This window comes from Mesorhizobium sp. B2-3-10, assembly GCF_006442275.1.
Classification (GTDB): domain Bacteria; phylum Pseudomonadota; class Alphaproteobacteria; order Rhizobiales; family Rhizobiaceae; genus Mesorhizobium; species Mesorhizobium australicum.
Genome location: NZ_VFVT01000007.1, coordinates 190,858 through 204,860, shown reverse-complemented (window position 1 = coordinate 204,860; position 14,003 = coordinate 190,858). Strand labels below are relative to the sequence as shown.

Below are 14,003 nucleotides of genomic sequence, written 5' to 3'. Positions count from 1 at the left end.
TCTCCTCCACAGGGTAGTTTCAACTGGACTGTTGCCGGCTACCCGACCGGCGTCTCTTCCACGAGCGATCGCGCCGTGCGCTCGTCCGTTATCAGGCCCTTGAGATAGCGCCCCTCCAGCACCGACTTGATTGCGCGAACCTTAATCCTGCCGCCGGCGACGGCGACAATCCGGCGGCTGGCGATATCCTCGCGCGCCAGTGCCAGCGCCCGGTTGGAAACGGTCGTCGCCACTGCCTTGCCGGCCTCGTCAAAGAAATGGCCGAGCAATTCGCCGACACCGCCATTGCGACGGATCTCCTCCATCTCGCCCTTCTCGATCATGCCGGTGGCGACAAGCGAAGCCTCGCGTTCGGCGGTGCCGATGCCCGCAAACAACAGGTCGGCGGATCTGGCGAGATCGAAGACCTCACTAATGCCCTTCTGGCCCAGCAGCACGATGCGGTCCTCCGCCGTGTTGGCGAACATCGGCACCGGCATCACATAGGCTTCGGCACCGGTGCGTTCGGCGAGACGGTGGATGACATCATGCGGGTTGGCCGAGAATTTCCGCGTCAGGCCACCAAGCAGCGAGACGAAACGGATGCGGTCGGTGGTGGTGCGCGGCAGATATTCCACGCAGGCCGCGAGCGTGCGGCCATGGCCGACGCCGATCAGCGCCTGCTCGCCGCGCTCGATCTCGCGCTTGAGGAACTGCGCGCCGGCGATGCCGAGCGCCTTGAGCGGCAGATCCTCGGAATCGAAATCCGGAACCACCTCGCAATAGTCGAGGCCGTAGCGGCGGGACAATTCGTCCTCGAGCTCGACGCATTCCGACACTTCGCCGTCGATATAGACCTTCACCAGGCCTTCCTGGTTGGCCTTGGTGATGAGGCGGTGCGCCTTGAGGCTGGTCAGCCCCAGCCGCTTGGCGACCTCGGACTGGGTCAGGCCGCCGGCGTAATGAAGCCACGCGGCCCGCGCCGCCATGCTGGCATCATCGTCCCGCAAAAGGCCGTTTCCAAAACCAACCACGTTTCCATCCCGGTGATATTTTTATCAGTTGCTGCAAAATTTTTCACACGGATCGGACGAAGTCAAGCGCCACCTTCAAATTGCATGGCGTTTGGTCGGCTGCCGCGCGACGGTTCGCCGGGAACCTCACGAAGGCAAAAAGGTTCTTACATCGACAGCCCGAGGTCGCGACGTACCGGCCAGCCGCAAGCAACGTCGTCAGCGAGGGCGCCGAAATCCTGAGAAAAATGGAGGGCGGAGCACCAGCGCCGCCCTGACAGGGCGATGTTCGAGCCGCTTTGCTGCGATATGCCACTTCATCCGACATGGCCCGATCTTGTCGCCCGGTTGCTGCTTGCGCTGCTGGCTGGTTTCTTCATCGGCCTGAACAGGGAAGCGCGCGGCCACACCGCCGGGCTTCGCACGACCATCCTGGTCGCCCTGGCAGCCGCTGTGGCCATGATCCAGGCCAACATACTGCTTGATACCACGGGTAAGGGAATGGACTTCTTCGCCAGCATGGACGTGCTGCGTCTGCCGCTTGGCGTGCTGACCGGCGTCGGCTTCATCGGCGGCGGCGCCATCCTTCGGCGCGGCGATCTCGTGACTGGGATCACCACCGCGGCCACCATGTGGATCATGACGATGATCGGACTTGCCGTTGGCGGCGGCCAGTTTGGTCTTGCGGCAATTGCAACCGTGCTGACGCTACTGACGCTTCAGGTGTTGAAATGGGTCGACCTCAAGTTGCCGCGCGACCACCATGCGATCCTGTCGGTTTCCTGGGCAAACGGATTCCCACCTGACCTTCCGGAGATGGTGCGGCCGCTCGGCTACGGCGCGCGCCTTGCCAAGATCGAGCATGATCCCAGCCGCGACCGCTTCGTGTACTCGTTCAATCTCGAATGGAGACAGTCCGACGCCGCCGAACCCTCGACGGAAATCCTGGCGCTGGTCGCGCGCGAATGCGAGATCGAGCGATTCGAGCTCATCGGCGAGAAGGCGTCCTGAAGAGCAATTTTTCCGCCCCGGGGACGCGGCAGATACCGCGGGTCGCCTGCCCGGGAGGTCAATCGAAGAGAAAGGTTACTGCAGGGTCCGTGCGGCGGACGGCACGGAATGGCCATGTGCCATGCCGGCATCGGCATCACCCTCGCCGAGCGAACGATCGAGGCCCGTCGCCACCACCGAGACCCTGAAGCGGCCTTCCATGCTCTTGTCGAAGATGGCGCCGACGATGATATCGGCGTCCTCATAGACCTCTTCACGGATGCGCGTGGCCGCCTCGTCGACCTCGAACAGGGTCATGTCCCGGCCGCCCGAAATCGACACCAGCACGCCCTTGGCGCCCTTCATCGACATTTCGTCAAGCAGCGGATTGGCGATCGCGGCTTCCGCCGCCTTCATCGCCCGGCCTTCGCCCGAAGCCTCGCCGGTTCCCATCATGGCGCGGCCCATGCCGCGCATCACCGATTTGACGTCGGCGAAGTCGAGATTGATCAGGCCTTCCTTGACGATGAGGTCGGTAATGCAGCTGACGCCTGAATAAAGCACCCTGTCGGCGATGACGAAGGCATCGGCAAAAGTGGTCTTGGCATCGGCAATCCGGAACAGGTTCTGGTTGGGGATCACGATCACGGTGTCGGCGGCCTCGCGCAGCCGCTCGATGCCCTCTTCGGCCATCTGCATGCGGCGCCTGCCCTCGAAGGTGAACGGCTTGGTGACGACGCCGACCGTCAGGATGCCGGCCTTGCGCGCCGCCTGGGCGATGATCGGGGCCGCACCGGTTCCGGTGCCGCCGCCCATGCCGGCAGTGACGAAACACATGTGGGTGCCGGCCAAATGATCCATGATCTCGTCCAGCGATTCTTCGGCCGCGGCACGGCCGATCTCGGGCAACGAGCCGGCGCCAAGGCCTTCCGTGACGTGCGCGCCAAGCTGGATCAGCCGCGTCGCCTTCGACATAGTCAGCGCCTGGGCATCGGTGTTGGCGGCAATGAACTCGGTTCCCTGAAGCTGTTCCACGATCATGTTGTTGATCGCGTTGCCGCCGCCGCCGCCGACGCCGATCACGGTGATCTTGGGTCTCATCTCGGAGATTTCCGGCTTCTTGAACTCGGCCATGCCTGCTTCTCCTTCGCCAATTGCGTGCGCTTCACGACCCACAAGCAGACTGCCTGCAAGACATTGCAATCGAGCGGCATGACGCGAATCAGTCCGTTCGGATGGGTACCCCAAAAAGCCAGAGAGCGGCCGGACGTGCAAGTGCGTGAAGGTCAAGTTTTGTGATGAAGAGGCCGACCTTCGAGAACGACTGTCCGGTTTCGGACGATCGCGATAATGTCGTCGTGGATCAGGCACCAAGCGGATGCCTGCGACGGATGCCTAGAACTCGCATTTGCCGAGGCCATCGATGGCTGAGCGAGATTCCTACGGACTTAATCAGCAAGCAAGGCCGAGGGGATATATGCGCCCTCCTGACCCAAAGGTATGATAGAATTGTCCAGTTTGCCATCAATGAGAGTGCGACAGCCGGGGAGAGTGCGACAGCCGGGATCGCGACGCGGATTTTTGCGGCGATGAAACGCCCCGTCGACCACGGCGCCATGGCCGTCTCAGGCTATACCGTTCCTTGGCATACAGCGGCAGGAACACCAGTCGCCCTCCATGTCTCGTCGTCGCGGCCGGTACGCGACGTGCACGTCGTGCGGCTCGACACGCAAGCGGCCGAGCCGATGGGCTGGCGCGTCGAGCCGACGGGAAATGCCGTGTCCCGTCGCGATTTCGATCACGGATCCTTCCTCAGGGTCGCGGCGGCGGAACTTGCCAAGGCCACCGAGATCGAAGGCGTCGCCTTCGAAGTATACTTGACCCGCAACGATGGCGCCCGCGTGCTGTTCGAAAGCGGAAACCTGCGCCTCGGCTTGCAGGACGGGCGGCTGATATCAGGCGACGACGGCAACTCGCCCGATAGCGACGTGGTCTTGCCGGCAAACACCTGGCTCAAGGTCGAGATTTCGTCGAACGACGGCGCGACCGTGCTGCGGATCGATTCGGACGATCTCCTGTCGCCGTTTCGCCTGGATCGTCGATTCGACCTGCCGTGGCGGCTCCTGACCGGTGACATGGTCTTCGGCACCAGCACGGCAAACGATGTCAGGTCGCTCAACGCGAAATTCTCGACGATCTCGCTGCAAACCGCGGCTGGCCGTATCGCCTGGACGTTTCCGACCCTGCTGCCGAGAGGCCCGCTCGCCTCGACAGGCACCGATCGCGTCCTCTTCCTGGAAACGGTCAACCAGCCCGCCTTCTGCATGACCTCGCGCCGCTGGGACGGGTCGAGTTTCGACCCCCGGCTGGTGCCGTCGCATTACGACGCCGTGCATTGCCACGACGACGACATGGAGGCGTTGCAGTGGCCGGCCTCATACCAATTGCAGGTTCCCGCCGAGGCGCCCGCCGGGGTCTATGCCTTCGAGGTCGGTCACGATGAAGGATCGGAGCGTATCGTCTTCTTCATCACTTCGTCGGAGCGCCGGGCGCCGTTGTTGTTCCTGGTGCCGACGGCCACCTATCTCGCTTACGCGGACGAATTCCTGCCGGCGCATCTCTACGAATGGATGTGCGAAGATCGCGGCCATCGCTTCGCGATCGATAACAATCTGAAGTCGCTCTACGACTATCACAGCGACCTCAGCGGCGTGTCGATCTGTTCCACCAGGAAGCCCAAGGCGACGCTGCGTGACGACTACAAGTATCCGCTCTGCGGCTGCCCGCACAATCTGCCGGTCGACCTGCATTTTCTACGCTTCTGCCACAACAATGATATCGCCTTCGATCTCATCACCGACCGCGACCTGCACGAACTGGGTCTTGCCGGCCTGCAGGAGTATCAGGCGGTCATCACCGGCAGCCATCCCGAATACATGTCGGTCGAGATGGAGCATGCGCTGCGCCAATTCGCGGCGGCGGGCGGCAGCATCGCCTATCTCGGCGGCAATGGCTTTGCCGGCAAGGTGGCGTTCCAGGACGATCTGATGGAATTGCGCCGCTCGCCGCTCGAGGCGGGCCGGACCTGGGACGGCCCCATCGCCGAACAGTCACTGTCGATTACCAACCAGCCGGGAGGCTACCTGCGCGCCAGCGGGCGCGGCGAGTTCTCGCTGACCGGCGTCGCCATCTCGCTGATGGGTTTCGATGGCGCGCGGCCTTTCACGCGTACGCCGGAAAGCCGTCAGCCCTCGGCCGCGTGGTTGTTCGACGGCGTCACCAGCGAGACCTTCGGCGACGAGGGCATCGTGCTTGGCGGCGCCGCCGGCTACGAGGTCGATGCCACCGACCCGCATCTGGGCACATCCCCCGACACCATGGTCATTGCCCGTGCGACCGGGTTCCCGGACAGCTTCGTCCATGACGCGACGCGCTGGTACGAAGGAGGTGACAGAGAGCGCGACGAGCGCCGCTGCGCGGAGATGACGCTGCGCCATCTGCCCTCGGGCGGCCTGATCTTCTGCGCGAGTTCGGTCGCCTGGTGCGGCGCCTTGCCCGCGGGCGATGCCATGAACGACGTCGGCCGGATCACCAGGAATTTGCTGACGCATCTGGCGCTGGAAAAGAGCGGGCCGGCCCCGGATCGATAGCCGGAAAAGAAGGCAGCCCGCCGCACCGCGCCGGCTCCGGCGGTTGGCTTGCCGCGCAACGACCGAAGCGTCTATCATGCCCGATCAATCGGCGGCTTGGGTGTTCCCGCCGTGCCGGGCCTAAGCTTTGTCCACGGCGCGTGTCGTCAGGTCATTTTCAGAACGGATGAAGGTGCGCCCCGCCAATGGCCGGCAGAACACATTTCGGTTTGACCGCCGTCGACACCGTGCCCTTGCACGAGAAGGTCTATCTGGAGCTTGTGCGAGCCCTGATGTCGGGCCAATTCCTGCCCGGCCAGAAGCTGACCTCGCGCAAGCTCGCCAGGGAACTCGGCACCAGCGACATGCCGGTGCGCAGTGCCTTCATGCGGCTGCAGGCATTGCGTGCACTGAGCCCGATGCCGAATGGCAGCGTCGAGGTGCCGGTGATCTCGGCCGAGCGATTCTCGCAATTGACCGCCGTGCGCACACTGCTCGAAGGCCCGGCGACCGAGCTTGCGACGAAACTGATCAACGGCAACAATCTGCGGGCGATCCGACGCCATTGCACAGAACTGACCCTGACGGCCCGCAAAGGCGATATCGGCGACTATCTCAGGAAGAACCACGATTTTAAGTTCTCGATCTATCGCCATTGCGGCAACGAGCAGATGATCTTCCTGATCGAGACGGTGTGGATGCAGGTCGGCCCGTTTCTCAGAAACCTCGCCGTGGGGTTCGAGGACGACCTCTCCTCCATCCTGGACATCGACTATCACGAGGAAGTCGTTGCCGCGATCGAGGCGCAGGACGGTGCGCGAGCGCGGGCGGCCATCGTTCGCGACATCGACGAGGGTGCTGCCCACATCCTGCGGCAGGTCAGATTCCCGGAAGCGAGGAGCTAGGCCGGTGTCTCCTGCACCCCAGATGCCGCTTGGCTTTCCCTTGCCTTGTCGCTATGTTGCGATCGCAGATCGCGCAATTGGTTCCTGAAATGCCTCCCGACATACCGGCTAACTGCTTGAAAAAATGAAGGAAACTTTTCCGACCGATGTCGGAGGTGCCTTCATGAACTCATCAGCTGCTTTGTCGTAGAAATAGGGTGCTCGCCTCAGACGCGACACCGCAGGGAACCAGAGGTTTGAAATTGGGCGATGCAATTGCGGACGTTTTGAACTGGCTTGAAAGCCGAAGCGACATCCAGAGCCTGAGGGCCGCGGTGTGCGACCTCAACGGCATCATGCGGGGAAAACGCATCCCCGTCGAGCAGGCCCGCAAGGCGCTGGAGGGCAAGCTGCGCATGCCCTACTCGCTGATCGGGCTCGACGTCTGGGGCGAGGACATCGAAGGCAACAGCCTGGTCTTCTCGACCGGCGATGCCGATGGCCTTTGCCAATGGACGGGTCGCGGCATTCTGCCGGTGGAATGGACGGCGCATCCGACGGCGCTCGTCCCGCTCTGGCTCGCCGATGAGAGCGGAGCGCCCTATCTCGGCGACCCCCGGCGGGCACTGGCCCGCATCCTCGATCGCTACAAGGCGCTCGGCCTGACGCCTGTCGCGGCGACCGAACTCGAATTCTACCTGGTCGATCCGCAATCGCAGCGGCCGGTCGGGCCGGTCTCGCCGGTCACCGGGCGGCGCCTCGATTCCGACGCGGCGCTGTCGATCGACGAGATCGACGATTTCGAAGCCTTCATCCACGACATCTATGAAGCCTGCCGCGCGCAAGGCATTCCCGTCGATACGGCAATCGCCGAAAACGGCGTCGGCCAGTTCGAGATCAACCTGAACCATGTCGCCGACGCCTTGCGGGCCGCCGACGATGCGGTGTTGTTCAAGCGCACGGTGAAGGGCATTGCCCGCAAGCACGGCTTTGCCGCCTGCTTCATGGCCAAGCCCTATGGCGACCGCGCCGGCAACGGCTTCCATGTCCATTTCAGCCTGGTCGACGCCGATGGGCGCAACGTGTTCGACGACGGCACCGACCAGGGTTCCGACACCATGCGACACGCGGTCGGCGGGCTGCTGGCGGCGATGGCCGAAAGCACGCTGGTGTTCGCGCCGCACTTCAATTCCTACCGCAGGCTGCGCCCGAGATCCTACGCGCCGACCGCGGTCGCCTGGGGTTACGAGAACCGCATGGTCGCGATCCGCATCCCCGGCGGCCCGACCGGCGCGCGCCGCATCGAACATCGCGTCTCGGGAGCCGACGCCAACCCCTATCTCGTGCTTGCCGCCATACTGGGCGCCGCGCTGATCGGCATCGAGAAGCAGATGTCGCCGGGCGACCCGGCGGGGAATGACGGGCAAGGCGTTGCCCCGGCCAAATTGCCGCCGGACTGGGCGTCGGCGATCGCAACCTTTGAAGGCGGGACGCATGTGGCGGAGATCTTCCCGGCGATCCTGCGCGACTCCTTCGTCGCCTGCAAACGCCAGGAATTGAATACGTTTGCCCTCAACGTCAGCGATTTCGAGATCGAGACCTATCTCGAAAGCGTCTGAGGCCTTTACGACGAGCGCTCGGCCTTCAGCACCGTGACCGCCGCCTCGCTGTTGTGAACGTAGTCGTTGGCGTCGGGCTGCTTCTGTACCAGCAGGATGAACAGAAGGTCGGTCAGCGTCAGCTGCGCGTCGCGCGCGGTGATGGAGGAAGAGCGCGCGCGTTCCTCGTCGGCGAGGGTGTAGAGGCGGATGTCGGCGACGCGGCTCAGCGGATTGTCGTGCAGGCCGGTGACGGCGATCACCGTCGTGCCACGCTTGCTGGCAAGCTCCGCGATACGCAAGGTTTCGATGCTGGCGCCGGAATAGGACAGCGCGAACAGCACATCGTCAGGCCCGAGCGTCGAGGCGTTGGCCATCTGGATGTGGCTGTCGCTGTCATGCAGCACATTGCGGCCGAGCTTCATCAGCTTGTATGAAAAATCGCGCGCCACCAGCGAGGAGGCGCCGACGCCGACCAGATGGATGCGCCGCGCGCCATCCAGCAGGTCCAGCGTCCTGGAAAGGATGCGCTCGCTGTTGGCGGCGACGGTCTGCTGCATCGACAGCAGCTTGCTGCCGATCAGCTTCTTCAGGATGACCGGAAAACCGTCACCCACCTCGATGGAGCCGTGGATGACGCCGGCCGGCACCTGCCAATCCTGCGCCTTGGCCTCGCTGACGGCGAGCTTGAGCTCCTGATAGCTGTCATAGCCGAGCTTCTGGCTGAACTTGACGACGCTAGACTGGCTGCGGCCGATCTCGGCCGCAAGCGCGGCCGTCGACAGCCGCAGCATCTGGTCGGGATTGTCGATGATATAACGGCCGATCTCGCGATCGCCGGGCGCCATGCCGTCGAGCTCGGCACTGATCCTGCTTAAGACGGACACGGAAACCCCTCGCTCTTCACTGCAAGACGAGGAATAAATTATTCCAATTTTGATTGACAGCCAAGAACGCAGAATTAATTCTCGACCGACCCGGGGTCGCTCGGGATTCCCGGGCAGGTCACCGGATGTGGCCGTCAAGGTTTCAGCCATGGACAGATTGCGGATCGTCGGCGGACGGAGACTGGAAGGCGCGGTCACCATATCGGGCGCCAAGAATGCCGCTTTGCCGCAGATCGCGGCCGCTCTTCTCAGCCCCTACCCGCTGGAACTGACCAACCTGCCCGATGTGACCGACGTCGAAAACATGCTCGGCGTGGTGCGACTTCACGGCGCCGAAATCACCCGGTCCGCCCATGCCGCCACAATCGACACAAGTACCGCCGTTTCCACGGAGACCTCCTACGACACGGTACGGAAAATGCGGGCGACGGTGCTCGTCCTGGCGCCATTGCTGGCGCGGTTCGGCCATGCCCGGGTTTCGCTGCCGGGCGGCTGCGCGATCGGCGCGCGGCCGGTCGACATGCATGTCGCCGCACTCGCCGCGCTCGGCGCCAGGATCGCCGTCGAGAACGGCCTGATCGTCGCCTCGGCCCCGAACGGGCTGACCGGCACGCGCATCGTGCTCCCCTCGCCATCTGTCGGGGCGACGGAAACCGCCATGATGGCGGCAACCGCGGCCAAGGGCGAAACCGAGATCCTGAACGCGGCCCGCGAGCCGGAAGTGGCCGATCTCGCCGCCTGCCTCATTGCCATGGGCGCGCGCATCGAGGGCGCCGGCACGCACCGTATCCTGATCGCGGGCGACACCAGCTGGCACGCCGCCAGGCATGACATCATCCCCGACCGCATCGAGGCCGGCACTTATGCCATCGCGGCCGCCATCACCGGCGGCCAGCTCGAACTGACGCACGCCCGGCTCGAGCATATGGCCTCGGTGGTGCAATTGCTGGAGGCGACCGGCGTCAGCGTCTGGCCAGGCGATCGCGGTCTGATCGTCTCGCGCGACCGGCCGCTCAAGGCCGCCGATCTGACGACGGAACCCTATCCGGGCTTTCCGACCGACCTGCAGGCGCAATTCATGGCGCTGATGTGCTGCGCCCAGGGTGCGTCGCTGCTGCGCGAAACCATTTTCGAGAACCGCTTCATGCATGTGCCCGAACTGATGCGGCTCGGCGCCAACATCAAGCTGCAAGGCACCATGGCGCTGGTGCGCGGCGGCGAGAAATTGCACGGCGCGCAGGTGATGGCCACCGATCTGCGGGCTTCGGTGTCGCTGGTGCTGGCGGCGCTGGTCTGTGAAGGCGAGACGACAATCAACCGCGTCTATCACCTCGACCGCGGCTACGAGCAACTGGACCGCAAGCTGCGCCTGTGCGGCGCCGACATCGAGCGGCTGGGCGCATGAATACCGAAGCGGATTATTTTCTCGGCGTCGATGGCGGCGGCACCGGTTGCCGCGCCCGTCTCGAGGACGCGCAAGGCACGGTGCTGGGACAGGGCCTGTCGGGGCCGGCGACGACGCGGCTCGGCATCGAGGCAGCCTGGGCCTCCATCGCCAAAGCTTTCGGCGCGGCGATCGAGGAAGCAGGTTTCGCGCCAGCCGAAACCGCCAAGATCCATGCCGGCATCGGCCTTGCCGGCATCGGCCGCAAAGGCGCGCTTGAGGCGTTGCGGGCAATCGCGCATCCCTTTGCCAGCATCGACTTCGTCAGCGACGGCATCGGTGCCTGCCTTGGCGCGCATTCCGGCCAGGACGGCGCCATCGTCATCGCCGGGACCGGCTCGATCGGCCTCGGCTTCGTCGAGGGCCGCGACCTGCGCGCCGGCGGCTACGGGTTTCCGATCTCCGACGAGGGCAGCGGCGCCGACCTTGGATTGAAAGCCGTGCAACTGGCATTGCGCGCCCATGACGGCCGCCACGAGCGCACGGCGCTGCTGGCGGAGGTCATGCAGCGCTTCGCGGGCGACCCCATGGAGGCTGTCGCCTGGATGGACCGCGCCAGCGCCACGGACTATGCCGCGCTTGCACCCATGGTGATGCGCCATGCCGACCAGGGCGATCCCGTGGGGCGCCGCATCGTGCAAGGTGCCGCCGAACAGATCGACACGCTGGTGCGGGTATTGTTCGAAAAAGGCGCGCTGCGCGTGACGTTGCTGGGCGGCCTCGCCAGCCCGCTGGAGCCCTGGCTTTCTCCCGATGTGCGCCGCCGCCTGAAGCCCGCCGACGGCGACGCCGTATCCGGCGCGATCATTCTTGCCAAGCGTTCGGTTTGCAAGGGATAGCCAATTTGGGCAGGAATAGAATATTCCAAATCTCCGTTGACGATACGAATATCAAATTCTAGAAAGTTAACAAAGAAAAACTGCGATGACGGACCCCAAGGTCCGTCCGCACTGGCTGCCCGTCGAGTCATGCCGGGCGTCGTGCGGCAGAATTTTTGAAAGCGCTGGGATGACCGAGCAAGGATTGATGTCTGAGCTGGATCGCTTGGTTTCCGAGGGTCGGAACCCAAGGACCGTCGACATCGATCTGCTGCCGACCCTCGACGTGCTGCGCAGGATCAATGACGAGGACAAGATCGTCCCAGCGGCCGTCGAAAAGGTGCTGCCCGAGATTGCCGCCGCGGTGGACCGGATCGTGCTTGCCTTCCAGAGGGGCGCGCGCCTCATCTACATGGGCGCCGGCACCAGCGGCCGGCTTGGCGTGCTCGACGCTTCGGAATGCCCGCCGACATTCGGCGTGCCCGAAGGCATGGTGGTCGGCCTGATTGCCGGCGGGTCCGACGCGCTGGTGCGCTCGCTCGAAGGCGCCGAGGACGACCCGAAGATGGGCGCCAAGGCCTTGCAGGGGATCGGACTCACACCCGACGACGTGGTGGTCGGCATCGCGGTCAGCGGACGCACGCCCTATGTCATCGGCGGGCTGACCCATGCCAGGCAGATCGGCGCAACGACGGTCGCCCTCTCCTGCAATCCGGCATCGGCCATTGCCGGTATCGCCGACATCGCGATCTCGCCGGTCGTCGGCCCCGAAGTGCTCACCGGCTCGACGCGGCTGAAATCGGGAACCGCGCAGAAGCTGGTGCTCAACATGCTGACCACGGCCTCGATGATCCGGATCGGCAAGAGCTACCAGAATCTGATGGTCGACCTGAACCCATCGAACAGGAAGCTGGTGGCCCGGGCGATCAGGATGGTCATGCAGACGACCGGCTGTACCGCGCCGCAGGCGCGGCAGGCGCTCGACCGGACCGGCAAGGACGTCAAGTTGGCGATCCTGGTGACCATCACCGGCCTCGACGTGGACGCGGCGCGGGCCGCTTTGTCCAGGGCCGGAGGGTTCCTGCGAAAGGCGATCGGCGACGAAGCAACCTGAAGCCACTTTAGACAAGACGGCGTCAAGCCGCATAGACTGGGCCGACACTCCATAGCATGTGTGCCTTGGAAGCGGTCCTCGGAAACTGCAAGGCACCGAGTTCAATAATGGGAGACGAGAATGGTTCATCTTACAAGAAGGCTGCTTTCGGGCATCACCCTTGCCGCGATGCTCGGCATCGCGACGGTTTCGGCGCAGGCGGCGACGCTGCACATGGCCTGGTCCCAGGACGCCACCGGGCTTGATCCGCACAAGCAGACGGCCTTTTCCTCGCTGCGGCTTTTGGAGCTGATCTATGAGCCGCTGGTGCGCGTCGACGCCAGCCTGCGGATCATTCCCGCCATCGCCTCCTCCTGGGAGTTTTCGAAGGACGGCAAGGGGCTGACCTTCAAGCTCGATCCCAAGGCGAAATTCCAGGACGGCACCGCCGTGACATCCGCCGACGTCAAGGCGTCGTTCGAGCGCATTCTCGACGAGAAGATCGGTGCCGCTGCCCGCGCCAACTTCCTGTCGATCGCCAGCATCGACACGCCGGATGCGGCGACCGTCGTGTTCCACCTGTCGCAGGCCGACGCACCTATCCTGACGGCGATGAGCGACGTCAACGCGGCCATCGTTCCGGTGGCCGAGATCAAGGCCGGCTCGATCGGCACCAGGACGGTCGGTTCGGGCCCGTTCAAGCTCGACAAGTGGGATCCCAACGCCAAGGAAGTCTTGAGCGCCAACAAGAACTGGGCCGGCGGCGCGACCGGCGTCGACGGCATCGAGATCAGTGTGCTGCCCGACGAGGCGGCGATCCTCGCCGCCATGCGCACCAAGCAGATCGATTTCGCCTTGCTCAACGATCCGCTCGTCGCCACGCTGGTGCCGAAGGAAGCCAACTTGCAATTGAACCGCGTGCCGGTGCTGGCTTACAACGTGCTGCAGCTCAACCCGTCGCGGAAGCCGATGACCGAGCTCAAGGTGCGCCAGGCGATCTCCTGCGCCATCGACCGGCAGGAGGTGCTGGACACCGCCGCGCTGGGCGAAGGCAAGGTCACCGGGCCGCTGACCATCCCGGCGCTGGCCACCGATCCCAGCCAGTTGTTCTGCTACAAGCGCGATGTCGAAAGGGCCAAGAAGCTGATGGCCGAGGCCGGCTTTGCCGACGGCTTTTCGGCGACCGTGATCGGCGCCACGGGCGAGCCGCCGACGGCAGCCGCGGAAGCCCAGGTCATCCAGTCGCAGCTCGCCGAAATCGGCGTCAAACTCAATATCAAGATGATGGAGCTCAACGTCTATGTCGACGCCTGGCTGAAGGGCGATTTCGACATGGCGATCGCGCTCAATGGCGGCCGGGCCGACCCCTATACCATGTACAACCGCTACTGGACCAAATCAGGCAATCTGCAAAAGGTGGCGAACTACATCGACGACACGCTCGACAGCCTGATGCAGCAGGGCCGCGCAGAGACCGATCCGGCCAAACGCAAAGCGATCTTCGCCGAATTCGAGAAGCACCTCGCCGAAATGTCGCCGTGGATCTGGCTCTACACCTCCTATAGCTATACGGCGCAACAGAAGAACATATCCGGGTTCGTGCCGACGCCGACCGGCACGCTGTTCAGCCTGAGCAAGGTGACGATCCAGTAGCTTCGGCAACGGGAC

The 14,003-nt window shown here is 64.2% G+C and carries 11 protein-coding genes; 8 read left to right on the top strand and 3 right to left on the bottom strand.

Annotation, left to right across the window (positions count from 1 at the left end):
- Positions 1-38 precede the first annotated feature (38 nt).
- Positions 39-1,013 (bottom strand): sugar-binding transcriptional regulator, encoded by a 975-nt coding sequence (locus FJ943_RS21250; RefSeq protein WP_015318970.1) that lies wholly within the window; start codon positions 1,011-1,013, stop codon positions 39-41.
- Between the two features lie 264 nt (positions 1,014-1,277).
- Here FJ943_RS21250 and FJ943_RS21245 point away from each other — a divergent pair, with 264 nt between their 5' ends.
- A complete protein-coding gene (locus FJ943_RS21245) occupies positions 1,278-2,003 on the top strand; it encodes an MgtC/SapB family protein (RefSeq protein WP_140715185.1) in 726 nt (241 codons plus the stop codon).
- Positions 2,004-2,078: 75 nt separating this feature from the next.
- On the opposite strand, the gene ftsZ is transcribed toward FJ943_RS21245, so the two are convergent.
- Entirely contained in the window at positions 2,079-3,116 is a 1,038-nt protein-coding gene (gene ftsZ / locus FJ943_RS21240) for a cell division protein FtsZ (protein ID WP_140715186.1), read from the bottom strand.
- A gap of 455 nt (positions 3,117-3,571) precedes the next feature.
- On the opposite strand from ftsZ, the gene FJ943_RS21235 reads away from it, so the two are divergent.
- From FJ943_RS21235 to FJ943_RS21225, 3 genes are all read left to right on the top strand, one after another.
- Entirely contained in the window at positions 3,572-5,632 is a 2,061-nt protein-coding gene (locus FJ943_RS21235) for a N,N-dimethylformamidase beta subunit family domain-containing protein (RefSeq protein WP_140724576.1), read from the top strand.
- Between the two features lie 185 nt (positions 5,633-5,817).
- Positions 5,818-6,516 carry a GntR family transcriptional regulator gene (locus FJ943_RS21230; protein WP_015318974.1) on the top strand — a complete coding sequence of 233 codons (699 nt, stop codon included), beginning with the start codon at positions 5,818-5,820 and terminating at the stop codon, positions 6,514-6,516.
- Positions 6,517-6,758: 242 nt separating this feature from the next.
- On the top strand, positions 6,759-8,114 hold the full coding sequence (locus tag FJ943_RS21225; protein ID WP_015318975.1) for a glutamine synthetase family protein: 1,356 nt from the start codon (positions 6,759-6,761) through the stop codon (positions 8,112-8,114).
- Between the two features lie 5 nt (positions 8,115-8,119).
- Here FJ943_RS21225 and FJ943_RS21220 read toward each other — a convergent pair whose 3' ends face one another.
- Positions 8,120-8,980, bottom strand: a complete 861-nt coding sequence (locus FJ943_RS21220; RefSeq protein WP_015318976.1) for a MurR/RpiR family transcriptional regulator — start codon at positions 8,978-8,980, stop codon at positions 8,120-8,122.
- A gap of 148 nt (positions 8,981-9,128) precedes the next feature.
- Between FJ943_RS21220 and murA the strand changes: the two genes are divergently transcribed.
- The 4 genes from murA (at position 9,129) to FJ943_RS21200 (ending at position 13,988) form a co-directional block, all read left to right on the top strand.
- Positions 9,129-10,385 carry a UDP-N-acetylglucosamine 1-carboxyvinyltransferase gene (gene murA / locus FJ943_RS21215; RefSeq protein ID WP_140724573.1) on the top strand — a complete coding sequence of 419 codons (1,257 nt, stop codon included), beginning with the start codon at positions 9,129-9,131 and terminating at the stop codon, positions 10,383-10,385.
- On the top strand, positions 10,382-11,263 hold the full coding sequence (locus tag FJ943_RS21210) for an N-acetylglucosamine kinase (protein ID WP_140724570.1): 882 nt from the start codon (positions 10,382-10,384) through the stop codon (positions 11,261-11,263). The genes murA and FJ943_RS21210 overlap by 4 nt, the downstream gene beginning before the upstream one ends.
- Before the next feature lie 169 nt (positions 11,264-11,432).
- Positions 11,433-12,356, top strand: coding sequence for an N-acetylmuramic acid 6-phosphate etherase (gene murQ, locus FJ943_RS21205; protein WP_140724567.1), 924 nt, complete (start codon positions 11,433-11,435; stop codon positions 12,354-12,356).
- Between the two features lie 120 nt (positions 12,357-12,476).
- Positions 12,477-13,988 carry an ABC transporter substrate-binding protein gene (locus tag FJ943_RS21200; RefSeq protein ID WP_140724564.1) on the top strand — a complete coding sequence of 504 codons (1,512 nt, stop codon included), beginning with the start codon at positions 12,477-12,479 and terminating at the stop codon, positions 13,986-13,988.
- Positions 13,989-14,003: the final 15 nt, after the last annotated feature.

What these genes read in the sequence shown, in the direction of transcription:
- FJ943_RS21245 (WP_140715185.1), top strand. Translation starts at nt 1,278, where the DNA reads ATGTTCGAGCCGCTTTGCTGCGATATGCCACTTCATCCGACATGGCCC.
- ftsZ (WP_140715186.1), bottom strand. Translation starts at nt 3,116, where the DNA reads ATGGCCGAGTTCAAGAAGCCGGAAATCTCCGAGATGAGACCCAAGATC.
- FJ943_RS21235 (WP_140724576.1), top strand. Translation starts at nt 3,572, where the DNA reads ATGAAACGCCCCGTCGACCACGGCGCCATGGCCGTCTCAGGCTATACC.
- FJ943_RS21230 (WP_015318974.1), top strand. Translation starts at nt 5,818, where the DNA reads ATGGCCGGCAGAACACATTTCGGTTTGACCGCCGTCGACACCGTGCCC.
- murA (WP_140724573.1), top strand. Translation starts at nt 9,129, where the DNA reads ATGGACAGATTGCGGATCGTCGGCGGACGGAGACTGGAAGGCGCGGTC.
- FJ943_RS21210 (WP_140724570.1), top strand. Translation starts at nt 10,382, where the DNA reads ATGAATACCGAAGCGGATTATTTTCTCGGCGTCGATGGCGGCGGCACC.
- murQ (WP_140724567.1), top strand. Translation starts at nt 11,433, where the DNA reads ATGACCGAGCAAGGATTGATGTCTGAGCTGGATCGCTTGGTTTCCGAG.
- FJ943_RS21200 (WP_140724564.1), top strand. Translation starts at nt 12,477, where the DNA reads ATGGTTCATCTTACAAGAAGGCTGCTTTCGGGCATCACCCTTGCCGCG.